At 68.1% G+C, this 25,420-nt stretch carries 20 protein-coding genes; 3 read left to right on the forward strand and 17 right to left on the reverse strand.

The features are described 5' to 3' along the window. Nucleotides 1-24: 24 nt before the first annotated feature. The 3 genes from EV648_RS26155 to EV648_RS26165 form a co-directional block, all read right to left on the reverse strand. Nucleotides 25-2,499: a ComEC/Rec2 family competence protein gene (locus EV648_RS26155; RefSeq protein WP_132297098.1), complete on the reverse strand. Its 2,475-nt coding sequence runs from the start codon at nucleotides 2,497-2,499 to the stop codon at nucleotides 25-27. Further along, entirely contained in the window at nucleotides 2,486-2,905 is a 420-nt protein-coding gene (locus EV648_RS44255) for a ComEA family DNA-binding protein (protein ID WP_241995609.1), read from the reverse strand. Before EV648_RS44255 ends, EV648_RS26155 begins: the two co-directional genes overlap by 14 nt. A 570-nt stretch (nucleotides 2,906-3,475) precedes the next feature. After that, nucleotides 3,476-4,318 (reverse strand): DegV family protein, encoded by an 843-nt coding sequence (locus EV648_RS26165; protein ID WP_132297101.1) that lies wholly within the window; start codon nucleotides 4,316-4,318, stop codon nucleotides 3,476-3,478. A 51-nt stretch (nucleotides 4,319-4,369) separates the two neighbouring features. On the opposite strand from EV648_RS26165, the gene EV648_RS26170 reads away from it, so the two are divergent. Continuing rightward, complete coding sequence (locus tag EV648_RS26170) at nucleotides 4,370-4,882, forward strand: pyridoxamine 5'-phosphate oxidase family protein (RefSeq protein ID WP_132297104.1); 513 nt, start codon at nucleotides 4,370-4,372, stop codon at nucleotides 4,880-4,882. An 813-nt stretch (nucleotides 4,883-5,695) separates the two neighbouring features. On the opposite strand, the gene EV648_RS26175 is transcribed toward EV648_RS26170, so the two are convergent. The 8 genes from EV648_RS26175 to EV648_RS26210 form a co-directional block, all read right to left on the reverse strand. Further along, nucleotides 5,696-8,257 (reverse strand): helix-turn-helix domain-containing protein, encoded by a 2,562-nt coding sequence (locus EV648_RS26175; protein WP_132297107.1) that lies wholly within the window; start codon nucleotides 8,255-8,257, stop codon nucleotides 5,696-5,698. A gap of 195 nt (nucleotides 8,258-8,452) precedes the next feature. Then, entirely contained in the window at nucleotides 8,453-8,692 is a 240-nt protein-coding gene (locus tag EV648_RS26180) for a hypothetical protein (RefSeq protein ID WP_132297109.1), read from the reverse strand. A gap of 117 nt (nucleotides 8,693-8,809) precedes the next feature. Continuing rightward, complete coding sequence (locus EV648_RS26185) at nucleotides 8,810-9,229, reverse strand: YjbQ family protein (protein ID WP_132297112.1); 420 nt, start codon at nucleotides 9,227-9,229, stop codon at nucleotides 8,810-8,812. 12 nt (nucleotides 9,230-9,241) lie between these two features. Continuing rightward, entirely contained in the window at nucleotides 9,242-11,731 is a 2,490-nt protein-coding gene (gene leuS, locus EV648_RS26190) for a leucine--tRNA ligase (RefSeq protein WP_132297115.1), read from the reverse strand. 307 nt (nucleotides 11,732-12,038) lie between these two features. Beyond that, nucleotides 12,039-12,896 carry a trypsin-like serine protease gene (locus tag EV648_RS26195; RefSeq protein WP_132297118.1) on the reverse strand — a complete coding sequence of 286 codons (858 nt, stop codon included), beginning with the start codon at nucleotides 12,894-12,896 and terminating at the stop codon, nucleotides 12,039-12,041. A 91-nt stretch (nucleotides 12,897-12,987) separates the two neighbouring features. Continuing rightward, nucleotides 12,988-13,896 (reverse strand): AraC family transcriptional regulator, encoded by a 909-nt coding sequence (locus tag EV648_RS26200; RefSeq protein WP_132297121.1) that lies wholly within the window; start codon nucleotides 13,894-13,896, stop codon nucleotides 12,988-12,990. Beyond that, complete coding sequence (locus EV648_RS26205; RefSeq protein ID WP_132297124.1) at nucleotides 13,893-14,657, reverse strand: phytanoyl-CoA dioxygenase family protein; 765 nt, start codon at nucleotides 14,655-14,657, stop codon at nucleotides 13,893-13,895. Before EV648_RS26205 ends, EV648_RS26200 begins: the two co-directional genes overlap by 4 nt. A 970-nt stretch (nucleotides 14,658-15,627) precedes the next feature. Beyond that, the gene (locus EV648_RS26210) at nucleotides 15,628-16,626 is read right to left on the reverse strand and encodes an endonuclease/exonuclease/phosphatase family protein (protein WP_132297127.1); all 999 of its coding nucleotides are present in this window, start codon (nucleotides 16,624-16,626) and stop codon (nucleotides 15,628-15,630) included. A 183-nt stretch (nucleotides 16,627-16,809) separates the two neighbouring features. Here EV648_RS26210 and EV648_RS26215 point away from each other — a divergent pair, with 183 nt between their 5' ends. Beyond that, on the forward strand, nucleotides 16,810-17,313 hold the full coding sequence (locus EV648_RS26215; RefSeq protein WP_132297130.1) for a PaaI family thioesterase: 504 nt from the start codon (nucleotides 16,810-16,812) through the stop codon (nucleotides 17,311-17,313). Between the two features lie 119 nt (nucleotides 17,314-17,432). Here the strand turns inward: EV648_RS26215 and EV648_RS26220 are convergent, their stop codons facing one another. Beyond that, nucleotides 17,433-17,612, reverse strand: coding sequence for a YegP family protein (locus tag EV648_RS26220; protein ID WP_132196896.1), 180 nt, complete (start codon nucleotides 17,610-17,612; stop codon nucleotides 17,433-17,435). Between the two features lie 129 nt (nucleotides 17,613-17,741). Continuing rightward, nucleotides 17,742-18,770, reverse strand: coding sequence for an ABC transporter substrate-binding protein (locus EV648_RS26225; RefSeq protein ID WP_241995610.1), 1,029 nt, complete (start codon nucleotides 18,768-18,770; stop codon nucleotides 17,742-17,744). A 101-nt stretch (nucleotides 18,771-18,871) separates the two neighbouring features. Between EV648_RS26225 and EV648_RS26230 the strand changes: the two genes are divergently transcribed. Continuing rightward, nucleotides 18,872-19,297, forward strand: coding sequence for a MerR family transcriptional regulator (locus EV648_RS26230; protein ID WP_132297133.1), 426 nt, complete (start codon nucleotides 18,872-18,874; stop codon nucleotides 19,295-19,297). Here the strand turns inward: EV648_RS26230 and EV648_RS26235 are convergent. From EV648_RS26235 to EV648_RS26250, 4 genes are all read right to left on the reverse strand, one after another. Further along, complete coding sequence (locus EV648_RS26235) at nucleotides 19,294-21,588, reverse strand: glycoside hydrolase N-terminal domain-containing protein (RefSeq protein WP_132297136.1); 2,295 nt, start codon at nucleotides 21,586-21,588, stop codon at nucleotides 19,294-19,296. The two genes, EV648_RS26230 and EV648_RS26235, sit on opposite strands and share 4 nt — an antisense overlap. 99 nt (nucleotides 21,589-21,687) lie before the next feature. Continuing rightward, nucleotides 21,688-23,352: an extracellular solute-binding protein gene (locus tag EV648_RS26240; RefSeq protein ID WP_132297139.1), complete on the reverse strand. Its 1,665-nt coding sequence runs from the start codon at nucleotides 23,350-23,352 to the stop codon at nucleotides 21,688-21,690. 31 nt (nucleotides 23,353-23,383) lie between these two features. Continuing rightward, nucleotides 23,384-24,331, reverse strand: coding sequence for a carbohydrate ABC transporter permease (locus tag EV648_RS26245; RefSeq protein ID WP_132297142.1), 948 nt, complete (start codon nucleotides 24,329-24,331; stop codon nucleotides 23,384-23,386). 34 nt (nucleotides 24,332-24,365) lie between these two features. Further along, complete coding sequence (locus tag EV648_RS26250) at nucleotides 24,366-25,367, reverse strand: sugar ABC transporter permease (RefSeq protein ID WP_199234827.1); 1,002 nt, start codon at nucleotides 25,365-25,367, stop codon at nucleotides 24,366-24,368. Nucleotides 25,368-25,420 lie beyond the last annotated feature (53 nt).

The raw sequence follows: 25,420 nt of genomic DNA on the forward strand, positions 1-25,420 counted from the left end.
GAGGTTGCGCGGGTGCGGTGTGGGTTAGGGGGTGGTGGGGTGGGTGGTCAGGGAGAGGTGGTTGTCGGGGGTTGACAGGGAGAGGGAGCCGGTGGTGTCGGTGCGGGCGATTTTCATGCCTTGGTGGGTTAGGAGGTCCAGGGTTCGGGGGGCGGGGTGGCCGTAGTCGTTGTGCTGGCCGGCGGAGATTACGGCCAGTCGGGCGTGGGTGGCGGCTATGAAGGTCGGGTCTTGTTGGGCTGAGCCGTGGTGGGGGACTTTCAGGACGTCGGCGCGGAGGTCGGCGCCGCTTGCCAGGACTGCTCGCTGGGACTCGGGTTCCAGGTCTCCGGTGAGGAGGATTCGGAGGCCGCTGGTTTCGACCATCATGGCGATACTGGCGTTGTTCTCCGGGGAGCCTTCATCGGTGGGGGTTGCCGAGGATTTGCCTGATTCCGGGAGAGCCGGGACCTTGGCCGGCCAGAGGGTGGTCCAGGTGATGGGACCGGCGGTTCGGCGTTCGCCGAGGGTGACTGTGCGGATGGGGATTCGATGCTGAGTAGCCAGGTCGGTCACGCGCTTGTACTCGGCTGGTGGGGAGAAATACGGGGTCACCTCGATCTCGCCGATCGTTCGTCCGCGGAGTACGCCGGCCAGGCCGCCGGCGTGGTCGGCGTGGAAGTGGCTGAGGAGCAGTACGGGGATGTTCTTGATGCCCAGGTCTTGCAGGCAGCGGTCCATGGCTGTGGGGTCTGGGCCGGTGTCGACTACTACGGCGGAGCCGTTGCCGGCGGATAAGGCAAGCCCGTCGCCCTGGCCCACGTCGCAAGCGACCATCAACCAGTTGTCGGGTGGCCAGCCGATTGGGCCGACTGGGCGGAGTACGACTACTGCCAAGATGGTGAGGGCTAGCAGCATGGCGATGGGGCGGGCGAGGATGCGGTGAAGGCTGAAGGTCAGGGCCAGGCACAGGACTGTTAGGACGCCTATGCCGATCACCGTGGCCGGCCAGGCGTTGGTGGCTCCGGGGAGGTCTGCGCCCTGTTGGGCGATGAGGATGATCCAGCGAGCGGGCCAGCCTGCTAGCCAGCCGATGAGTTGGGCCAGATTCGTGCTCAGTAAGGCGATCCCGGCTGCGGCGAAGCCGAGGATTGTTGCTGGACCGACAGCTGGGCCGGCTAGCAGGTTCGCTGCTACGGCAACCAGGGAGACCTGACCGGAGAGCCATGCAACGACTGGTGTGCAGGCGATCTGGGCGGCCAAGGGGCAGGAGATCGCTTCGGCCAGGCGGTCGGGCATCCAGCGTGCCAAGGCGTCTCGCCAGGCTGGTCCGAGAAGGACGATGCCTGCGGTCGCCAGGACTGAGAGCGCGAATCCTGCGGATCTGGCGAGCGAGGTGTCGAGCAATAGCAGGGTGACAACCGCGACGGAGAGACTTCGGACGGCTCGTCTCCCACCTCCAGTCATTGCGGCAAGGGCGACCAAGCCCATCGCGGCCGCTCGGAGCACGCTTGGTTGAGGTCGAGCGAGGATCACGAAGACCACCACGATCGCGAGACCCACGACGGTCAGCCCGCGAGCCCGTACTCCGAGCAGCCGGGCGAGCGGGAGGACGAACGCCAGCAGGAGGGTCAGGTTCGTTCCGGAGACCGCGGAGAGATGAGTCAGGCCGGTGGTCTTGAAGTCTTCGACCAGCTCCGGTGGCAGGGTGGACTCGTCCCCCATGACCAACGCGGGTACTAGGCCGCGGACAGCTTCCGACTCGTCGGCAACTGATTTCCGCAAACCCGCGCGGACCTGCTCGGCGGCTCGCAGCCACCAGGACGGTTCGTCGAGCACGCGCGGGGTCGAACGGGACGACAGCATCGCGGCCACGTCTGACCCGGCTTCAACCAACTCGAGTTTCCCTGTCGCCTCGACATGTTGGCCGAATCGCAGCCGCTGCCAATTCGTTGAGCCGATGACCAGGACCGGGGTGCGAACCTGGGTTGTCGTGCCTCTGCCGGTCACCTCCTCGATCGTTGCCTTGAGCACCACATAAGGCGGGCGCCGGGTGCCGGATCCGCTGCGGACCGATGGATCGCTGTCGATCTTCAGACGGACCTTCACTGCCGCACCCGACGAAGCCAAGTCCATGACAGGACCGGACCTCAGGCCTTGCACCTGCAGGGCGGCTGCCAAGGCCATGCCCACCACGACAACCCCGACTCCGATCGCCGTGACCCGGACGGTGGAGGAGGGAGTCAGCTCCTGAGGCCGAGTCCGTTGACGGTGGAGCAGGATCAAGCCAACCGTGGCGGCCAGGGCCACCGTTGCAACGAGTACTGCGGTCGCCGGTGCCTGGGAGACGAGCCAGACGGCAGTCAGCCAGCCGGTGACTGCAGGGACGAGCAGGCGAAGGTCGGGCCGCTCGCGAGTCGCCTGCTCCTCGGAAGGCGCCGGATGGTCGGGAGCGGGTAGGTCGGTGGCGGCTGGGTCGGGGGCGGGTGGGTCGGGGGCGGGTGGACTAGACGTGGACATGGGGTTTCAGGGATTCGAACTTCTTGGTGCCTACGCCGGTGACCTCCTGGAGTTCGTCCACTGAGGTGAAGCGGCCGTGCTCGGTACGCCAGTCGAGGATTCGCTGGGCCAGGACCGGGCCGACGCCAGGCAGGGATTCGAGTTGAGCGAGGGTGGCTGTGTTGAGGTTGACGGGTTCTCCGGACGTGGTGCCGGGGGTCGTGGGTGAGCCGGGTTGGGTGGCGCTGGGTTGAGGGGCACCGGAGACGCCGACGAGGATCTGTTCTCCGTCGGTGACGGGGCGGGCGAGGTTGAGGGTGGTCAGGTCTACGCCGGGGAGGGCGCCGCCTGCCATCGCGAGGACGTCGGCGACCCGGGAGCCGGGTTTCGCGCGGACCAGGCCGGGCCGCCGTACCTTTCCCGCCACGTGAACGACCACAACAGACCCCGATGACGGAGTTGCCGAGGGAGAAGCACCCGGTGGAGCGGAAACCGAGGCGCCAGGGACGAGGCCAGCGGAGGGCTGCGGGTCGGGGACCACCTGCGGGCGGGCTCGGAGCACTGAGCAGCCGGCCCAGGCCAGGCCGATGACCAGGACGAGGGCGACCACCACGACATGGCGTGGGGACAACGCGAACCTGCTCCCCCGCAACCGATCGGGCAGCATCGTTTCGGGAACCCATCCACCGCGCACCTCCTCATCTCCTCGCAGCTCGTCGGCGTCGCCCAGCACCTCTCCGGCCCGCACAACTCCGGGCGGTGAGGCATCACCCAATGACTTCCCGCCTCGCGCAGACCGTGGCGAGGCGGCATTGAGCCTCGCCAGAGAGCGCAGGCGGTCACCCGGATCGGGCGGTGCTGGAGTACGGCGTGTGACCTTCACGCCAGAGAAAGTACGAGCCTCGGACCGGCAGAACGGAGCCATCCGAGAACCTGGGGACAACCAGGTCCGAAGCAGCAACCAGGTCGGACCAGCGCCAAGGTCCGAAGCAACCAACTAGCGCGGTGCGACGACCACAGCCAGCAGTCCAGGCCCGACGTGGGCGCCGATCACCGCGCCGACCTCGCGCAGGACGATCTCCTCAGCCTGCGGCAGCCGCTCCGCCAGACCGTCCGCCAAGGTGTGAGCCTTGTCGAGATTCGCCAGATGGTGCACTGCGATCTGGACCGGGCCGTCTCCTGCACGTTGCACAGCGATATCGGCCAGCCTGGCGATCGCGCGGCTCGAAGTACGGACCTTCTCGAGCGGGACGATCCGTCCGCCGCTGATGGTGAGCAGCGGCTTGACCGAGAGCGCAGTACCGAAGAGGGCTTGGGCGGCGCCGATGCGGCCGCCTCGCCGCAGGTACTCGAGCGTGTCCACATAGAAGTACGCCGACATCGAGGCCATCCGGGCCCGGGCGGCCGCCTCCACGCCGGCCATGTCCTCGCCGGCGGCAGCCGCGGCGGCAGCGGCAAGCACCGGGAACCCCAGCCCCATCCCCAGAGACCGGGAGTCGACCACTCGCACCGGCACGGGCGATTCCTTCGCACCGATCATCGCGGCCTCGAAGGTGCCCGACATGTCCCCGGAGAGATGGATGGACACGATCGCCTCGGCCCCGGCCGCCGCGACCTCGGCATACGTGTCGGCGAACGACTGCGGAGCGGGCCGGCTGGTGGAGACCGGGGTGAACGTCTTGAGCGCCTCCGCGACCGCGTCGGAGCTGGTCGCGCCGTCGTCGTACGACGTGCCGCCGATGACGACCTGGAGCGGAACCACCGTCAGCGGGTGCCGGAGCACCTCGTGCGCCGACAGACCCGCGGTGGAGTCCGTGACGACGTGCACGCGGGCTGACATGAAGCGAGGTTACCGGACAGTTTTCGTCGGCGCCGGTGTCAGACTCGGCAGATGAAGGAGACCAAGGAGGAAGTCGCCGGTCTGCAGCGGCTGCTGGACGCCGCCTACGATCGCTCGACCGAGCATCTGCGCAACATCATCACCGACTCCCGCAAGCTGTCCGCGGCGGAGCTGGCGGACGTCCTGACCGGCATGTGCACGCTCACTCTGGCCACCGTCACGGCCAAGGGCGAGCCGCGGATCAGCGCGGTGGACGGTCATTTCCTGCACGCCCGGTGGGTGTTCACCACCTCCGGTACGGCGGCCAAGGCGCGCCATCTGCGGGCCCGGCCGGCGGCCAGTATCTCGTACGTGGACGGCGAGCGGATCGGCGTGTTCAGCCACGGTCAGGTGGAGTTCCTCGAGCCGGAGCACCCGGACTTCCCGGCGATCGAGGAGTATCTGGTGGCGCACTACGGCAGCTCCCCGTCGAGCTGGGGCGACGACATCGTTTACTGCCGGCTCGAGCCGAGCTGGATGGTCGGCTACGCCTTCGACAAGGCGGAGGTGCTGGGCAGGACGTAGAGCCGCGACAACGTCGCGCTGGGCAACCTCCAGCACCAGTGCGACCGGTACCGCAGAGCGCGTGCGCATGGCGAGGTGGTGGCCAACCCCTCCGCTGGCCTCCACCTCGCCGGTAGAGCTGACTCCCCCTCGGTGTCAGCTCACTGCGCTTGGTACCGGCATGGCGACGAGCCGTCCCCTGTGCGGCTCACCACCGATCCCCCCGGGAGGCCCCAGCGGCTGACCCACCGGCGGGTGACCAAACCCGCCGGCTTTCCCGTGTCAACCGGACCGGCACTCGTCCCCTGTGTCGTGTGCCCGGTCGCTGCTGGGGCCCCGCCCCGGGTCGCGTGCCCTGACGGTGCACGGCCCCCGGTGTGAGATAGGACAGACCCGCACGTGGCAGCACCCCGGAGATCTCGACAGCTGTTCGGCGCCCCCACCGTCCGGCCGTCGGATGTCCTCCGTGTCGCCTGCTCCGGGCTCGAAGTGTTTCCCGGCAGTCCGGTGCATCGTGTCTGCCTCGTCACGATCACCGCCCCCATTCTCTGCCCTTGTTACTCGAACCCGGTCTCGGATCTCTGTCTCGTGGAACCTGTCCTACGGCTGTAATTCTGGTTCCGCCGGGTATGTCCGGACGAGGCAGAAAACCCGGCAGCTTCCCGGCAGCTTCCGCCGATCGGCGTCACGAAACGTCACCTCACCCGTCGGCCGAGCCGCGCCGACGATGGCAGGAAGAGGCCACTCGGCCCACCGCAGCATGAGCCGCGCCACACAATCACCGGGCAGGCAGAGACCACCCCGGTACGGCGTACGCGGGGCGGGCGGGCGGGGTCAGGAAAGGGCGGCGAGGACGTCGTCGGCGAGGCGGCGCACAGCCTCGGCAGGATCGGGCTGCGGCCAGCCATCTGCCAGCTCGGCGCTTTCGCAGGACTCCTGCAGCACCGCCCAGGCCGTCGGGAGCATGGGCGGGTCCATCGTCCGCTGCCAGGCCAGGAGCTTCCCGCACAGCTCGTCCGCCTGCTCCGACTTCCCGAGCCCGTGCAGCACGGCCACAGCCTCCGGGAGGACGTCCAGCAGGTACACCACGCGTCCCTCGACCTGGAGCCGGTTCACCGCGTCCCGGATCGAGAGCTTGGCCTGCTCGAGGTCACCGGTACGCCGGGCCAGGCGGCTCCGGTACAGCATCACCAGATAGTCGAAGTAGCCGCGATGGCCCCGGATGTCCGCGTCGGCCTCATCGAGCAGTTCTCCGGCCAACTCGTAGTTGCCCGCCTGGAACTCCACCATCGCCAGGCAGCCGGCCACCTTGGTCCGCTCGGGGTCGTCCGAGGCCTGAGCCTCGCGGGCCAGCTCCGCCCAGCGGCGGGCCTCCTCCAGGTTGCCGAGCTCCAGCTCGACCCGGCTGAGCGCCATGTAAGCGATCTCGTCCGGATAGACGCCCGGGTTCACCAGAGCGGCCTCCCAGGCGAGCAGCAGCTCCTTTGCCTCGGGCAACCGGCCCCAGCGCGCCAGAGCCAGCCCGGAGATCGCCTGGACCGTGGCAGACCGCTGCACGTCGCCGTGCCCGCGGGCGTCGGCCACCAGGGTCGGGATCTCCGCCAGGCTCTGGGTGTCGAGCAGCAGCGAGCCGGACGACACCCAGCCGCCGCGAGCCATCAGGCCCATCTCCGACTCGGGTGCGACCAGCGTTCTGGCCTCGCCGTAGTGCCGCCGAGCCGCCCGGACGTCGCCGGTCAGGTTGGAGAGCCGCCCGGCGATAGCCAGCAGCCGACCGCTGATCTCCTTGTCCTGGACGTTCTCCGCGCAGACGCTCGCCCACTGGATGCCACTCTCGGCAATGCTCGCCTGGTACTGCCAGGCGATCCGGAACCCGAGCACGATCTGCGCAGCCGTGTCCCACTCGCCCAGCTCCGCCGCGCGCTCCAGGGCGACCTCGAAGGTGGCCGAGTTCGCGTTGGCCGCCCTGTACCGCCGGTCCCGGTCCGGGCTGGACCAGGCGCCGTCCAGGCCCACCACGTACTTCGCGCACCAGGCGACCGTGCGGTCCCGGTACTCGGTCAGGTCACTCCCCTGCGAGGACAGCCCGGCATACGCGTGCTCGCGGATCGTCTCCAGCATCTTGTACCGCGCGCCGTAGAGCGCCTCGAACTCCAGCACCGGCTGCAGCAGCGACTTGTCGACCAGCTCGGCCAACAGCATCGGCACGTCCACGGCCTCGATCGGCGCACCGGTACACACCCCGACCACCGCGTCGAGGGTGAACGGCGACCCGAGCATCGACGCGCGGTACAGCAACTGCCGAGCAGGGTCGGACAGCGCGTCCACGCTCCAGGCGATGGTGTCGGCCAACGTGCGCTGGTGCGGAGCCCCGAACCGCCGCGGCCCGGACAACAGCCGGAACCGGTCGTCCAGAGCCGCCAGGATCGTCTCGACCGAGAGTGACCCCGCGCGGGCGGCCGCGAGCTCCAGGGCCAGCGGCAACCCGTCCAGCCGCTGGCAGAGCCGCGCCACGATCGCCGCGTTCTCCGGAGTCAGCTCGAAGCCCGGCCGGACCCGCGCTGCCCGCCGGCAGAACATCTCGACCGCGGGGCTCGCCGCGATGTCGGTGAAATCCGTGTCGTTCGCCGGTACGCCGAGCACCTGGACGCGGCGTACGACTTCATCCGGCAGGCCGAGCGGGATCCGGGAGGTGACGAGCACGCCGATCCCCGGGAAGCTCCGCACCATCCGGTTGGCGACGGTGGCGACCCCGTCGAGGACGTGCTCGGCGTTGTCCTCCACGATCACCAGGTCACCTGGCTTCCGGCCGGACAACACGTCGTCGAGGTCCGAAGTACCGGGGGCTGTTCCGAAGGCGTCGAGGATCGCGGACGGTACTGCGGCGTCGCGTTGGACCGTGGTCAGGTCCACGACCACCACGGAGGTGTCGACGCTGGAGACCCGGTCGGCTGCCGCCAGGGCGAGCTCGGTCTTGCCGACGCCACCGGGGCCGACCAGGGTCACGAGCCGGTTCTGCCGCAGCAGCATCTCGAGCTCGAGGAGTTCCTTCTCGCGGCCCACCAGCCCGTCCGGGATCGGCCGGGTCCCGCGCCAGCGCAGACCGGTCGGGGCCGGGTCGGCCACCGCGATGACAGGCCGCACAGTCGCGTGGCCGGCCGCCGCCAGGAACTTGCCGGCGTCGCCGTCACGCAGCCCGAGTCCTTCGGAGAGCAGCCGGACGGAGTCCTTCCGCGGCCGGGCGACCCGGCCCGCCTCGAGCTCACGGATCGTGCGCACGCTCAACCCGGCCCGGTCGGCCAACTCCTCCTGGGAGAGACCCGCCTGGACCCTCAGGTCGAGCAGGAGATCGGCAAACCCACGCCGTCCCTCAGCCTGGCCATCCGCGTCCGACAAGCCCGCCACCCCTTCAGAGCCTCACAGGTCCTCGCACAACATAGCGTGACAGCTCGATGGATACCGTACGCACCCAGTGACCGCAGTACGGGACAGGCTCCGCCACGGGCTGGACAAACAGCTGATTCTAGCCTGGCGAAGGGTTACCAAGGCGGGATTCCCCGATGAATTCCTGACACCGCAAGAATGGCGGCGTCAGGCGCTGGCGCGAACCGCCCCTGGCTCATTCTGCGGAGCGAAATGCGTCGCGTCGTAAAGCGGGGCGGACTCGTAAAGGGAGAGGACGCCGACCCAGTCCTCGATCCGCGCGCTGGTGACGGCGCGCCCGGTCTCCGCGTTCAGCATGCTGCCGTCGCAGATGCTCCGGGTGGCGCGGACGATCAACTCGGTACCGAGACCGAGCCAGCGTTCACGCAGGATGTCGAGGGCTGCCATGCGAAGTATTCAAGCGGAGACGTGTTTCGCATGCGTAACGCAATCGGCAACATCGCGATAAGTCACCAAAATGCGGAATTCACTGGCTACCCGGTAGTCCCTCAACCGCTTTGTCTTTCAACTAGGCAGCCAGGAGAGCCGGACCTGCCGGCGCGGGTTGTCGACGTTGGTGTCCACCAGGCAGATCGATTGCCACGTCCCGAGCGTGAGTCGCCCGCCGATCACCGGGATCGAGGCGTACGGCGGGATCAGGGCCGGCAGCACGTGGTCGCGTCCGTGGCCCGGCGTACCGTGCTTGTGGTGCCAGCGGAAGTCGCGTGGCAGCAACTCCTCGAGCACGGCCAGCAGATCGGTGTCGCTCCCGGCGCCGGTCTCCAGGATCGCGATCCCGGCGGTCGCGTGCGGCACGAACACGTGCAGCAGTCCGTCACCCTGGGCCTGGTGGGCCTCAGCGGCGACGAACTGCTCGCACCTGCTCGTCAGGTCGAAGACGACCTCCCGCGAACCGGTCCCGACGTCGATCAGCTCTGAGCGCATCGGGTCAGCGTCTCAGGCCGGGACGATGTTGACCAGTTTCGGCGCGCGGACGATCACCTTGCGGGTGCCGCGGCCGTCCAGGGCCTTCTGCACCGCGTCGGAGGCCAGCGCCAGCTGCTCCAGCTCGGCGTCGGTGATGTCGGGCGACACCTCCAGCCGGTCCTTCACCTTGCCGGCGATCTGGACCACGCAGGTGACCGAGTCCTGGACCAGCAGCGCCGGGTCGACCTTCGGCCAGCCGGCCTTGGCCACCGTGGGCTCGTGTCCCAGGTTCTCCCACATGTCCTCGGCCGTGTACGGCGCGACCAGGCTCAGCAGGATCGCCACCGTCTCGACGGCCTCGCGCACCGCCGGGTCGGCCGCACCCGGGCCGGAGTCGATCGCCTTGCGGGTGGCGTTCACCAGCTCCATCACCCGGGCGACCATCACGTTGAACCGGTACGACTCCAGCAGCTCGGTCGCGTCGGCCACCGTGCGGTGGGTGATCTTGCGCAGCGCCAGGTCGCCGGTGCTGAAGTCCACGCCGGCCGGAGCCTCGACCGCACCGCTCAGCCGCCAGGCGCGCTGCAGGAACTTCAGCGAACCGCCCGGGGACAGGTCGGCCCAGTCGATGTCGTCGTCCGGCGGACCGGCGAAGACCATGGTCAGCCGGATCGCGTCGACGCCGAAGCTGTCCAGCTGGTCGCCCAGGTTCACCCCGTTGCCCAGCGACTTGCTCATCGCCTTGCCCTCGTTGATCACCTGGCCCTGGTTCAGCAGCCGGGTGAAGGGCTCGACCGCGTCCAGCATGCCCATGTCGTGCAGCACCTTGGTGAAGAAGCGCGCGTACAGCAGGTGCAGGACCGCGTGCTCCTTGCCACCGACGTACTGGTACGCCGGCATCCAGCGGCGGGCGGCCTCGGGATCGAACGGGCCCTCGGTGTACTCCGGCGAGACGTAACGCAGGAAGTACCACGACGAGTCGACGAAGGTGTCCATCGTGTCGGTGTCCCGCTCAGCGGGTCCGTCGCACTTCGGGCAGGCGACGTCGACCCAGTCACGGGCGGACGCCAGGGGCGAGATACCCCGGGGAGCGAGGGCGGCGCCCCGCTGGTCGGGCAGCTCCACCGGCAGCTGGTCGTCCGGCACCGGCACCTCGCCGCAGGACGGGCAGTGGATGATCGGGATCGGCGCACCCCAGTAGCGCTGCCGGCTCAGCAGCCAGTCGCGCAGCCGGTAGTTGATCGTCCGCTCGCCCAGGCCCTTGTCCTGCAGCCAGTCAACGATCCGCGCCTTGGCCTCGGGGATCGGCAGGCCGTTCAGGTCGACCTCGGCGTTGGCGCTGTTGATCGCCGGTCCGTCACCGGTGTAGGCCTTGCCGTCGAAGCCCTCCTCCGGCTGCACGGTCCGCACGATCGGCAGGCCGAACTTCTCCGCGAACTCCCAGTCCCGCGAGTCCTGCCCGGGCACGGCCATGATCGCGCCGGTGCCGTAGTCGGACAGCACGTAGTCGGCCGCCCAGACCGGGATCCGCTCGCCGGTCACCGGGTTGGTCGCGTACGCGCCCAGGAAGACACCCGTCTTCTCCCGGTCGGTGCTCAGCCGCTCGATCTCGGTCGACGCCTTGACCGCGGTCAGGTACTCGTCGAACGCGCCGCGCTGCTCGGGCGTGACCAGTTCCTCGGCCAGCTTCGAGTCCGGCGCGACCACCATGAAGGTGGCGCCGAACAGCGTGTCCGGCCGGGTGGTGAAGACCTTGATCGGCTCTTCCCGTCCCTCGACCCGGAAGTCGGTGAACGCGCCCTCGGACCGGCCGATCCAGTTCCGCTGCTGCAGCAGGATCTCCTCCGGCCACTGCAGCAGGTCCATGTCGTCCAGCAGGCGCTGCGCGTAGTCGGTGGTCTTGAAGTACCACTGGGTCAGCTCGCGCTTGGTCACCTCGTGCCCGCAGCGCTCGCAGCGGCCCTGGACGACCTGCTCGTTGGCCAGCACGGTCTGGTCGTTCGGGCACCAGTTCACGTACGACGCCTTGCGGTAGGCCAGGCCGCGCTCGAAGAAGCGCAGGAACAGCCACTGCGTCCACCGGTAGTACTCCGGGTCGGACGTGTGCAGGCGACGCGACCAGTCGAAGCTCAGCGCGTACCGCCGGATCGACTCCGCCTGGGTCTCGATGTTGGCGTACGTGTACGTCGCCGGGTGTTCGTTGCGCTTGATCGCGGCGTTCTCGGCGGGCAGCCCGAAGGAGTCCCAGCCGATCGGGTTCATCACGTCGTAGCCCTGCTGGAACCAGAACCGGGCCAGCACGTCGTGCAGCGCGAAGACCTCGCCGTGACCCATGTGCAGGTCACCGGACGGGTAGGAGAACATCGTCAGCGCGTAGCGGCGCTCCGCGGACCCGTCGTCGCGGGCCTTGAACGGGTCGAGCTTCTCCCAGACCGGCCGCCACTTCGCCTGCATGGCATGGAAGTCGTAGCCGCCCCGGTCGATCGGGGCGTCCGCCTCGTGCTCCACCTGCTCGCTCACCGTCGTACTCCTGCGTTCTAGAGATGTCATGGGAACCCTGCCAGAAGGTGCTGCCCAATGAAAAAACCCCTCACACAGGAGGGGTCGCCGCACTGACCGGCGCAGAGGCGCCTGGTTGCCAGTACGGCTAGATAAGGAGCAGGGTCACTCGCATATCACCAGATTAGCGCATCCCGCCAGCTGACCGTGACCGGGTTTCTACCGGGGCGACGTGCCGCCAGTCCGGCGGTGGACGCGAGCGGACGGACAGAACTGCTCCTCACGGCGGTCGGACACCGTGAGGAGCAGTTCAGCAGAGACCGGGCCCTCAGCCGAAGGTGACGCCGAACGTCGCCAACCAGTTCTGCACGACCGGGATGTCCACCCGCTGCAGGCCGCCGAGGTAGCGACAGTTGGCGGTGTAGCCGTAGCTGGTCACGGTCACCACGTATCCGCCGTGGAACGTCGGCCCGCCGGAGTCACCGAAGCAGGTGCCGCCGGTACCGCGGTTGTCGTTGATGTTGCCGTTCACCTGCAGGATCTGGTCGGTCAGCTTCTGGCCCGGCTGCTCGGCGAACCGGCGCAGCAGCGGGTACGTCATCGGCTGCGGCTTCTGCGGGCCCGAGTCGGGCTTCCGGACCTCTGTGCCGTATCCGACCGAGGTGAAGATGGTCTTGTTCAGAGTCGGCTGGGCGAAGTCGTCGAGGTAGTTCGCCGGTGCGATCCGCGCGGGCGCGATGGTCGTCAGCGGTCGGTCCAGGACGATCACGCCGACATCGTTCCAGTTGTCCAGGTCGGTGAAGTTCGAGTACGCCGGGTGCGTGTACGCGGTGCCGGACAGGTAACCGGCCGCCTCCAGCTCGGCCTGGGTGTAGCCGGCAGCCGGGTTGGCCGCGACCGGGAAGGGCGACGGTGGTTGCTCGGCGATCACCGATTGGAAGGTCACCAGGGTCTTGCCGAGGGTGCCGTCGGTGCAGTGGGCCGCAGTGAGCACGACCGTCGGCGAGACGAGCGTCGCGCTGCAGCGGAAGCGTCCATCCGGTGAGTAGAAGAGGATCAGTCCGACGTTGGGGTGCCGGTTGCCGTCCGGTTCACCGCCGGTGATCGCGCTGGCCGGCAGCGCCGGCAACAGAGCGACCACGAGAGCCAGTAGGGCAACGCCAAGCGTGCGGGTCAGTCGACTCATGTCATCTCCAGGGGATGGATCACGGTTCCGGCGCAATCGGATTGCAACACCACGCGGGCCGGCGGTCCAGAGGTCGCGCGCAAGGCGAGGGTCATCCTTCGGAAGCGAGGTGACGGGTACCCCCGGCTGCCCGGAAAGCTGTCGGCGACTGACCGTGACGACTCCGGAACGCTGTGCTGAACGGACGGACATCGGAGTAGCCGCATGCCCGCGCGACCTCGGTCACCGTTGCGCTTCCCTCGAGCAGCAACTGCGCTGCCAGGTCGAGCCGCATCAGCCGCAGAGTGGCCATCAGTGAAGCGCCGGTCTTCTGCCGGAACAGCCGCTCGGCGTGCCGTTCGGACAGGTGGACGGCCGACGCCACCTCCCGGACCGCCACCGGCCGGGACAGGTTGTCCAGCAGATGCCGCTGCATCGCCTCGACGACGTACGAGCCTCGATCGCGGGCCAGGCGTTCCACCTGCAGGTCCTCAGCCAGCGCGAAGGCCCGGGCCGTGTCCAGAACAAGCGCGGACCCGAGTGCTGTTATGGACGACCTGTACCCCGACTGCGGAGTCTCCGCCTCGGCAGCAAGTGCAGCGACCAGCCCCGGCAGTCCCCGGAGCTGCCGGGAGACCACCGGCCCGTCGTGCCGGGTCAACCCCGACCACCAGCCGGTGCCGGAGCCGCCCGACACCGGTCTGAAGGTGAATCCCCAGAAGGCGATCCCCAGCGGCGACGAGCGGCTCGACTCGATCTCGTGGACGTCACCCGGGCGGGCCAGGAACAGATCACCCGCGGCCACGTCGTACTGCGCCGTACCGAGGTTGAAGCGGCCCTCGCCGCTGAAGGCCAGGCAGACCTCGTGGAAGGAGTGGTTGTGCCAGTAGTTCCGCCAGTACTCCGGGCGGTAGTGCCCCCAGCTGACGAAGTCGGCGTGGAAGCCGTCGACCTCGCAGGACCCCAGCAGTCCCGCGAGGTCGACGAAGTGATCCGCTGTCGCTACGGACGTGAGGCTCAAGCGCCACTCCTGCCGGTCGGGTCCACTCCCCTCAGCATCATGCCCTGACCGAGCGAGTGGTCGTGGGTCTTCACCGTGGGCGGGTCGGCCGGGTCGCGGTACTGCACGAGCCACGTGGTCCGGGGCTCGTCGCTGACGTTCACCCCCGAGCCGTGCACGGTCAGGTAGGTGAAGAACAGCACGTCACCCGCCTCGGCCGGCTGCGGCACGGCGGAGTCGAACGGTACGTCGGGCAGGTGGTACGAGCCGGCCGGGTCGTGCTCCCGCGGACCGGCAAGGTGGCTGCCCGGGATCACCCGCACGCAGCCCTTCTCCTCGGGGGCGTCGTCGAAGTGGAAGATCGCCGCGCCGACCCGGTGGTCCCGGTGCGGGAAGAACGGGTAATCCTGGTGCAGCGGGAACGGCGACCCGTTCTCCGGCGGCTTCACGAACAGCTTCGTGTGGTGCAGCTGGACGTTCTCCACTCCCATCACCGCGGCGGCCACGTCGGTGAACCGCGGGTCCACCAGCAACCGGGAGAAGGCCGCGTCGTAGAACTGCGCGTCGTGCAGGTGCTGCAGCCGGGTCTTCGCGTCGGACATCCCCATCGCGGACTGCCAGGTGGGGTCGTCGTCGCGGTTGAGCTGCGCCAGCAGGCGGTGGCTCGTCTCCCGGTACGACGCCGCCTCCTCCTTGCTGAGCAGGCCTTTCACCAGCACGAACCCGTGCTCGGCGTAGTGCCCGGCCAGTTCCGACAACTCCGTCGTACTGGTGATCGTCATCGTTTTCCTCCAGGTCGAGTGGACACCATCGAGCCTAGGAAGAGCGGCGCCCGGGTGGCAGGACCAACCCGGACGCCGATGTTCGTCAGACGGACACGTTCAGAGCCCGGGCTGCCCCAGCCGCACGCTGATCCGCGGGTCGGTTGACACCACCGGCGACCCCGTCCGCACCCACGGGTCGCCCCCGAAGTACGTCTCGAAGATCTTCTCCGCGGTCCGGGTGGCCAGCGCCTGGCTGGTGCCGTTCTGCTGCGGTCTCCACCGGCACCACAATCGGGCGGAGGCGGGCCCAGAGGATGAAGAGGGCGGCGAGGACGAGCATCGCGATCCCGCCCCAGGCTCAACTGGTTGACCGGGACTCCTCGGTCGCCTGCCTCAGCCGGCTCGGCTGGCTAGTTTTGGGCGCGGCCAGTACCGAGCGACAGGTAGAACCAGGCAAATCGCCACGCCTGGGGTGCGCCGTGCCCTGCGCGAGCCGCCACGGCAGCAAGTACTACCTGTCGCTCGGTACATCAGGTAAGTCACAACAGCGGCAGGCAACCCGCCTACTTGCGCGCGGGCGCGGCTGGCGGGCGTGAAGTGGCGGGTCGCGGCTGGCAGGTTTCCTGGTCGCTGGCGGCGTGTAGGACGACAGCGGCCGGACAACACGCCATCGGGCGCCCCAGCGGCCGGCCGGCAGCCAGTGGAGGGTGTGGTTGCGGCTACCTGGGACAACCTGTGGGGGCCTGGGACAGGCTATTCGTGTCCGAGGTCCGACTTGGTGTCCGAGGCCGCAGTTCCTACTGCGGGCCGACACGATCGCGCTGAATCGCGCCGCGTTTCCTGTCCACCCCGGGCCTGGCCGCCGTGCCCTTAACTGTCGCGTTGTGACGTCCGCCGGATGCAACCGTCGTCAGACTCTGTTCCAGCTGGTTGCTGACGGCAACGTTGCTGAGGCAGGCGCCTGCCTTACCCAATCTGTGGGGCTGGGTCAGATGCGGATCTCGGCTACTACGGGGCGGTGGTCGCTGCCGGTGGAGGGGAGGACCCACGCTTTGGTGGGGGTGACGCCCCGGACCATGATGTGGTCGATGCGGGCCATCGGGAACTTGGCGGGCCAGGTGAAGCCGAAGCCGTGGCCGGCGGCGCCCTGGGCGGAGCGGAGGCCGGCAGTGAGCGGGGCGAGGCTGCGGTCGTTCGCGGTGCCGTTGAAGTCGCCCATCACCACGACGCCGGCCAGTTTCTCGGCGGCGATCTGCTGACCCAGTTGCTTGATCGTGTCGTTGCGCTGGTTCGAGGTGAAGCCGCCGGCGCCGACCCGGACGGAGGCCAGATGCGCCACGTAGACGGCGACCTTGCCCTCCGGCGTGCTCACCTCGGCCCGCAGCGCCCTGGTCCAGGCGAACCCCACGTCGACGGACTCGCTCTCCTCGACCGGGAACTTCGACCACAACGCCACCGTGCCGCGAGCAACCACGTGCGGGTACGTCGCGGCGAACCGGGCCTTGTAGATCTTCAGATCGGCCGGGGTGATCTCCTCCAGCGCGACCACGTCCGCGTCGGCGTCGATCAGGTCCTGCGCGGTCTTCTCCGGGTCCGGGTTCGCCGCGTCCACATTGTGCGACAGGACGCGGAGGTCATAGGCACCGCCGCCCTTGCCCGGAACAAGCAGATGCCCGAACATCAGCCCCCACACGGCCAGCGGCACCAGCAGAGCCACCCCGGCCGTGGCGGACCGGCGTACCAGGGCGGCAACGGCTAGGACCGGGATCGCGACGCCGACCCAGGGCAGGAAGGTGTCCAGCAGGCTGCCGAGGTTGCCGACCGAGTTCGGCACCCAGCGATGGAACAGCAGGGGCAGGGCCGTCAGGATCGCCAGCACGGCGATCACCCAGCCGCGACGCCACTTGCCGGAGCGGCGTTGACGCCGCGCGGTGGTGCGCGCGGGCTTCGGCTTCCGGCTACGTACGGCTGTCTGGCGGTCCGACATGGAGTGATTGTTGCGGACAGCGGCCCCGGACCAAAGTCTGGGCCGACATCCGTCCGCTGGCGCAGGCGTGCCGGCCGTCCGATTTCATCCGTTGGAACGACCGCTGCGTCCGAAGTGAGGATCCCGTCCACAGCCGTCTCCATTGACCGGTACGGCGTCGGGCAGGTCGGATAGGGTCCGGGCATGGCGGAGTTCAGCGAGACGGCGCAGGTGTTCAGCTGGGTGGATCCGGAGCAGTTGCTGGCGAAGGCGGCCACGTTGACCGGGCTGGAATACCTGGAAGGCATGCGGGACGGGACCATCCCGCCGCCACCGATCGCCGTCCTGATGCAGTTCCGGCCGGTGCACGTCGAGCCCGGCAAGGTCGTGTTCGAGTGCCGGCCGTCACACGCGCACTACAACCCGATCGGCATGGTGCACGGCGGACTCGTCTGCACCGTGCTCGACACCGCGACCGGCTGCGCCGCGCACAGCACCCTCCCCGCCGGCGTCGGCTACACGTCGGTCGAGATCAAGGTGAACTACCTGCGTCTGGTGCTCGCCGACACCGGCCCGCTGACCGCGACCGGTCAGGTGATCAAGGGCGGCAACCGGGTGATATTTGCCGAAGGCAACGTCACCACCAGTGCGGGAGATCTCGTCGCGACAGCCAGCAGTACCTTGCTGGTCCGGCCGCGCCCCGCCTGACGAGCCCGACTCCGAGCCGCTCGCTCCGGCAGGTCCCCCGCACTCCCCCGAGCACCACCCCGCCGCCGGCGCCCCCGTGACACCGTCTGCGTTTCATCCCCCTCAGCTCCGATCGTCGCTCAGCTCTGGTCGTCGACGATCGCGTCGGCGGCGTTCTTCTTCACCGAGGCGACGCCGTTCAGCGCCGAGTCCTTGCTCTTGTACCCCTCGGAGCTGGCGATGATCTGACCGTTCGGCGCCTTCAGCCGAAACCGGTACTCGCCCCGCCCATCCTTGAACACCTCGAACTTGGCCCCCACGATGCACCCTCCCTGGTTTCACATCGTCCTACGCCTGACTATCCCCCCGCGGGGTGTCGGCGTTACCGTCCGGGCCGGAGAACTTCCGGCAACCGGCCCGGAGTACTCGTGAAAGCTGTCCCGGGCCGATCAGCCCTTGGCGCCGAGGAGCTTCTCCAGGTCGTCCAGCGTGGCCATCGCGCCGATCGGACCGAGGCCGAGGAACCAGACCTCGTCGTTCACCCGGGCGACCTTGCCGGCCTTGACCGCGGGCAGCGCCTTCCACAGGTTGCCGTTGACCACGGTGTTCTCGGCGGTCGTGTCCGGCTTGCCGTAGCTGGAGTAGAAGATCCAGTCACCGTCCGCCTTGCCGATGTTCTCCTGCGAGACCTCGACGGCCAGGTCCTGCACGTCCTGGATCTTCGGCCGCGGCAGCCCGATGTCGGTGAGGATGACGCCGATGAAGGACAGGTTGCCGTACAGCCGGATCTCGCCCGGGCGGAACCGGACCAGCGAGATCGTCGGCGACCCGGTGACCTTGCTCTTCACCTCGTCGGCGCGCTTCTGGTAGTCGTTCAGCAGCTGGGTCGCCTTGTTCTCCTCGCCGAGGGAGTCCGCCAGCAGCAGGAAGTCCTCCTTCCACGGGAACCCGGGCCGGATGCTCATCACCGTCGGCGCGATCGCGCTCAGCTCGTCGTACAGGTCGTTGGCGCGCAGCTTGCTGCCGAGGATCAGGTCCGGCTTCAGCGCCGCGATCGCCTCGAGGTTCAGCTCGCTGATCCCACCGACCGTCTTGATGTCCTTGGCCTTGTCGGTCAGGTAGCTCGGTACGCCGTTCTGCCCGGCGGTGGTGGCCATCCCGACCGGGGTGATGCCGAGCGCCAGCACGCCGTCGAGCTCGCCGCTGTCGAGCACCACGATCCGCTCGGGCTTCTTCTCGAGCTTGGTCTCGCCGAGGGCGTGCTTCACCGTGCGCGGGAACGCGCCCGGGCTGGCGTCCGACCCGAGCTTCGCGGTCGCCTCGTCCGCGGTCGAGAACAACCGGCCGCCGGTGGCCACCTCGGTGTCACCCACTCCCGTGTCGGCGGACTTGTCGTCGTTGCTGCCGCAGCCGGCGAGCAGGACGGTCATCATCACCGTGCCCGCGAGCAGCCGGCGAGCCGATCCCATCACAATCATTTCCCTCTCGTAGACCGACGATTGAGATTACAACAACTTTGGGTAGGCATACCTAACCGGTATCGCATTCCGTACCCCGGTACAGGTTTACCGTGGGAGCCATGAGAAGCGGACAGGTGGCCGCCGCGGCCGGCGTCAACCTCCAGACCCTCCGGTACTACGAGCGCCGCGGCTTGCTGCCGGCTCCCGACCGCACCCTCGGCGGACATCGGGTGTATCCGCCCGAGGCTGTCACCCGGCTCCGCGTGATCAAGGTCGCCCAGCGCCTCGGCTTCACCCTCACTGAGATCACCGACCTCCTCGCCGCCGGCCACCAGCACGGCGCCCGGCGCCCGGCCAGGACGTCTGTCAAGCCCGGCCTGCAGGCGCAGGCCGCGAGCAAGCTCGCCGACGTGGAGGCGAGGATCGCCGACCTGACCGTGATCGCCGAGACGCTGCGCTCAGCGCTTGCCGTCGGCTGCGACGACCTCGCCGACTGCGCCACGGCCCCGGAGTGCCCCCTACCCTTCGCCGAACTAGCCCACTAGCCGTCGAGTTCGCTCGTCAGGTCCCGCGTCTCCCCCGCCTCCAGGCGGACCGAGATCGCCTGACCGTTGGGGCCACTGACGGCGAAGGTGCCCGGATGGTCCGCGGTGACTGTGGCGGTGGTGAGTTTGCCGGCCGACCAGGTGACGTCGAAGGAGAGCCCGCCACGAGCCCGAAGGCCGTGGTACGAACCGTCCGGCCACTCGGCGGGAAGCGCCGGGAGGAGGCGGATGACGCCGGTGTGGCTCTGGATCAGGAGTTCGGCCATGCCGCCGGTCATGCCGAGGTTGGCGTCGATCTGGAAGATGTCGCCGGTGCGATGCAACAGGTTGTCCGACACCAGGTTGCTCAGGTAGTTGCGGACCACCCACGCGGCCTTCTCCGACTCCCCCAGCCGCGCCCACAACGCGATCCACCACGCGCTGGTCCACCCACCCGGATCACCCGTCGACGTCCGTACTGCGAGTGACGCGCGCGCGGCGGCCGCCCAGTCCGCAGTACGGACCGGGTCGATCTCCGCTCCCGGGTAGAGGCCGTAGAGGTGGGACTGGTGGCGATGGTCCGGCTCGGAGGGCTGCCAGTCGGTCGGCCACTCCATCAGCCGCCCGTCTGTCGCGATCGGGATCTCCGGCAACCTCCCGACAGCACCGCGGATCCGCGACGCCAGGCCGGTCGACAACCCGAGCGCCTCCTCGGCCTCGACGACGTTCCCGAACAGCTCACGCAGTACCCAGAGGTCGTACGTCGTGGTCAGGTCGACCGACGCCTTCGCACCAGAGGGCAGGATGAAGTGATGCTCGGGAGCAGTGGACGGGATGAACTGCAGTCGCCCGTCCCGGTCCTCCACCAACATCGCGAGCGCGAACTCCGTCGCGCCGGCGAGCACCGGATACGCCCTGTCCCGCAAGTACTCCAGGTCCGGATGGAACCGGTAGTGCTCCATCAGATGCGCCGACAGCCAGATCCCACACGTCGCCGCCATCGCCCAGACCGGGTCGTCATCACCTTCGCCCACGGGCCAGCTGGCTCGCCAGATGTCCGAGTTGTGGTGCGACACCCAGCCCGGCGCGTCGTACAGGATGCGAGCCGTCTCCGCGCCGGACTCGGCCAGGCCTTCGAGCAGGCCGACGAGCGGTTCGAAGCACTCGCGCAGTCCGGTGACGTCGGCGAGCCAGTAGTTCATCTGGGTGTTGATGTTGTTGGTCCAGTCGCTCGCCCATGCCGGGCGGCGGTCCTGGTTCCAGATCCCTTGCAGGTTGGCCGCCTGGGTGCCCGGCCGGGAGGACGCCATCAGCAGGTACCGCCCGAAGCCGAACACCAGCGCGGCCAGATACGGATCGTTGCCTCCAGCACCGACTGCCCGGATCCGCTCGTCGGTCGGCAGGTCGACCGGCGTCCCGAGAGTCAGCTCGGCGCGGTCGTAGAGAGTCGTGTGGTCGTCGAGATGACGCTGCCGGACCTTGTCCAGGGCAACCCCATCCACCAGCCGGACAGCGTCGGCCACGGCAGTTGCCGGATCCTCGCCAGGCTTCGCGGACCAGCCGGCGAAAGTGCTTGCCGCCGACAACACCAGGGTGAGCGAGTCCGCCTCCTCGATGGTGATCCCGGCGCTTGAGGTCTGGACGATGCCCCCGGTGGCGAAGGCTCGCAGTACGACGCCGAAGCCGATGCCGTGACCCTCACGGTACTGGATCGGGTCCGGGCTGGTCCGGTACTCGATGGTCAGGTCCGAGGGCGCGTGGCCCGCCACAGCCACCGTCGTACCGTCAACGACCGAAGCCTCGACGGGATGCTCACTGGAGAGCGCGACCCGTACGTCGACGGCTCCCGGGGCGTCGGCGGTCAGCGTCCACACCATCACCTGGTCAGGCGTCGAGACATAGGTCTCACGGTGGTGGCGCACGCCGCCGCTGGTGTAGTCGACCGAGACGATGCCCGTCCGCAGGTCGAGGCTGCGACGGTAGTTCTCCGCAGTGTCGGTTGAGGTGATCAGCAAGTCGCCGAGCGGCTGGTAGGACTCGACCAGAGGTCCTTGCAGAGCGCGGGTGCGCTCGGTCGCGGCCAACTGGTCGCGTTCCTCCAGCAAGAGGCGACGGACGTCGGCCAGTACCTGCGGGCCGTCCGACACCTCCAGGGTGCGAGGACCGTCGCCGGACCAGACGTCGTCGAGGTTGAGCGCGATCCGCTCGTCGGCGACCCTTCCGAAGACCTTCGCGCCGAAGTGGCCGTTGCCCACCGGAAGCGCCTCGAACCAGTCGGCGGCAGGCGTACGGAACCACAGTTCGTGCGACATGCGGGAGCTTCCTTCACCAAGTGGCGGCCGCGCCAGGAGCCAGGACGGTGGCTCCCGGCGCGGCCGGTGGGGGTGCGGCCGGAGGGGACGGCCGACGGGTTACTTGTTGCCGGACTTGTACTTGTCGTAGGCCTGCTGCTGGATCTCCAGGTACCGCTTCATCCCGGTCGAGTCGAGACCCTTGACGAAGGCGTCCCAACCGGTGTCGATGTTCTTCGTGCCGGTGATGAAGGCGAGCTGGTTCTGCGAGACGTAGCTGTTCAGGTTCGTCTGCAGCGTGGCCAGCTCGGAGCCGAGGCTCGGATCCGGCCAGACCGAGGTCCCCGGGAACCACTGCGCCTTGTCCTCGTGACCCTCGTACTGCTTGGTCGCCTGGAACAGCCGCCGCTCGAGACCGTCGGAGCTGTAGATGTCCTTCGGCACGACCTGCGCGTTCCGGAACGCCAGGGTGATGTTGTACTGCGCCATCGCGTCCCAGGCGATGTTCTTCTTCGCCTTGTCACCGGAGAACCGGTACCAGCCCGGCTCACCATCCAGCGCGATGTCGCCTGCCTGCGGCTTGCGCCAGCCCTCGCCCTCCGGGCCCATCAGGCTGACCTCGCGGCCCTCGTCGCTGTAGATGTAGTCGAGCATCTTGACCGCGGCGACCTGCGCCTCCTTGCTGGCCTTGTTGGTCAGCATGAAGGTGTAGCCGGTCGAGCTCGGGTAGTTGTAGCCGGTGTAGCTCTTGCCCTCGGGACCGGTCAGCGGCGGCACCGCGTCGTACTGCTTGTCGCGGCCGTCCTTGGAGCCGAGCTGGACGAAGATGCCCGGCCACAGCACCGGCACCGAGCCGAGCGTGACGGCCTTCGGGTTGTTGCCCTGGGCCTGCAGCGCCTGCGCGTTCTGGGTGAACGCGGCCTGGTCGATCAGGCCTTCCTTGAAGAGCGAGTTGATGTACTTCAGGCCCTCCTTGAACTCCGGCTTACTCACCGGGGTGACGACCTTGTCGCCGTCCAGCGAGATCAGCGAGCGGACCCCGTTGTTGGCGCCGACCGGGTCGTAGGTGAACGCGTTCATCAGGTACGCGATCAGGCTGCTGTCCTGCGGGTCGGTGGTCATCGGGATCTCGTCGGCCTTGCCGTTGCCGTTCGGGTCCTTCGTCTTGAAGGCCTGCAGCACGGTGCGCAGTTCCTCGGTCGTCTTCGGCATCTGCAGACCGAGCTTCTTCAGCCAGGTGCTGTTGATCCACAGCTTGTCCGGGTAGGTGCAGTGGAAGCAGTCCGACCACTGCGGCAGGGCGTAGATGTGACCGTCCGGAGCGGTCGACATCTCCTTGAAGGTCTTGTTGGAGTCCAGCGCCTTCTGGATGTTCGGCGCGTTGTCCTTGATCAGGTCCTCCAGCGGCAGGGCGACGCCCTGGGTCCCCAGCTTGAGCACCTCGGCCTGGGTGAACCCGTCGACCCACGGGATCAGCATGAACAGGTCCGGGTAGTCGCCGCTGGCCAGCGCGATCTGCCGCTTCTCCTTGGCCGGCCCACCGTCGTACGTCGTGGTCTGCCAGCGGAACTGGATCTTGAACTTGTCGCTCATGATCTTGGTGACAGCGTTCGAGTCCAGCTTGTCGTCCGGGCCCTGTGGCGAGAAGGTGTCGATGACCACCTTGCCGTCAGCACTCACCTCGTTCGTCGCACCGTCGTCGGACTTGTCGGAGCTACAGCCCGCGACAGCCAGCGCGGTGGCTGCCACCAGGGCGGCCACCACCCTGCTCTTGGTTGAGCGCATTTTTCCCTGTTTCCCTTCTGGAACTTACTTACTAACCCTTGACAGCGCCGACCATGACGCCCTTGGTGAAGTGACGGGCGATGAACGGGTAGATGAGCAGTACGGGCAGACTCGAGATGACGATCAGCGCGTACTTGAGCACGTTCGCCAGCTGCTGCCGTTCGAGCTGCTGGGCGACGTCGGAGGCGGATCCTGTGGTGGAGTTCAGGATGAGGATGTTCCGCAGCACGATCTGGAGCGGATACAGGCCCGGGTCCTTCAGGTAGACCAGAGCGTCGAAGTAGGTGTTCCACTGGAAGATCGCGTACATCAGCGCGATGACGGCGATCACCGGCTTGGACAGCGGCAGCACGACCGACCAGAGGAAGCGCAGGTCGCTCGCCCCGTCCAGCACCGCGGCCTCGTAGAGGTCGTCGGGGATCGTGCTGCGGAAGAAGGTGCGCGCGATGATCACCTGCCAGACGCCGATCGCGCTCGGGATCACCATCGCCCAGCGGGTGTTCAGCAGGCCGAGGTCCTGGACCACCAGGTACGTCGGGATCAGGCCGCCGGAGAACAGCATGGTGAACAGCAGCACGCTCATGATCACGTTGCGGCCGAAGAACGTCTTGCGCGAGAGCGGGTAGGCGATCGCGATCGTCAGGGTGACACTGATGAACGTCCCGCCGACGGCGTAGATCAGCGAGTTGTAGTAGCCCTTCAGGATCTGCGGGTCGCTGAGCGCCTCGCGGTACGCGCGCAGGCTCGGCTCGACCGGCCAGAGGAACACCCGGCCGCCGCTGACAGCGCTCGCGCTGCTGAAGGAGTTGGCGACCACGTAGATCAGCGGGATCAGTACCGCGATCAGCGCGACGGTCAGCATGATCTTGATGCCGATCAGGAAGATCCGGTCGGTCCGGGTCTCGGCGATGGTGGTCTTCTCCACCTGCGCCCCGGGCTTGTTCAGCCGCGCCTTGAACGGCTGCAGGGTGACGCTCATCGGTTCTCCTCCGACAGGTAGCTCGAGCTCGCGGTCATGACCACAGTCCGTTCCCGGTGATCCGCTTGGCGGCGAAGTTCACGCCGAGGAGCAGGAAGAGGTTGATCACCGAGTTGAACAGGCCGACCGCGGTGGCCATGCTGAAGTCTGCGTTGAGCAGGCCGGTCTTGTAGACGTAGGTGGCGATGATCTCGGACTGCGCCAGGTTCAGCGGGTTCTGCAGCAGGAAGGCCTTCTCGAACCCGATCGACATGATGTTGCCGACGCCGAGCACCAGGATGATCACCGCGGTCGGCATGATGCCGGGCAGGTCCACGTGCATGATCCGGCGGATCCGGCTGGCTCCGTCGATCTTGGCCGACTCGTGCAGCGCCGGGTCGATGCCGGCCAGCGCGGCCAGGTAGATGACCGCGGAGTACCCGGTGGTCTGCCAGACGTCGGACCAGACATAGATATGGCGGAAGTAGTTCGGATCGCCCAGGAAGTCGATCGACGGGATGCCGAACAACCCGATCGCGTCGTCCACGAAGCCGATCCGGGGCGACAGCACCAGGATCGTCATCGAGACGACCACCACGGTGGAGATGAAGTACGGCGCGTAGGTGACCAGCTGGACGGTCTTCTTGAAGAAGCCCTGCCGGATCTCGTTCAGCGCGACCGCCAGAATGATCGGGATCGGGAAGCTGGCCAGCACCGTGTAGGCGGCGAGCAGGAAGGTGTTCTTCACCAGCGTCCAGAACACCGGGTTCTGGAAGAAGAGCTCGAAGTTCTTGAAGCCGACCCAGTCGCTGCCCCACGGGCCCTTGATCGGGCTGTAGTTCTTGAACGCGATCACCGCGTTGGAGATCGGGATGTACTTGAAGATGACGAAGTACGCGAGCGGGATGATGATCAGCAGGTAGAGCTGCCAGTGCCGGCGGAAGCTGTGCCGGGCTTCGGTCCAGCGGCTCGGCCGCCGGATCCGGGTGGTCGCCGCCGCCGCCTGCTTCACCACCGGCGCGGGTGGCGCCGGTTTCACCTCGATCGTTCCGCTCACACCTGCATCCCTTCGGTACAAATCCGCACCCACCCGACCGCCCGGTCAGGTGT

Source organism: Kribbella sp. VKM Ac-2568, assembly GCF_004345365.1.
Taxonomy (GTDB): Bacteria; Actinomycetota; Actinomycetes; order Propionibacteriales; family Kribbellaceae; genus Kribbella; species Kribbella orskensis.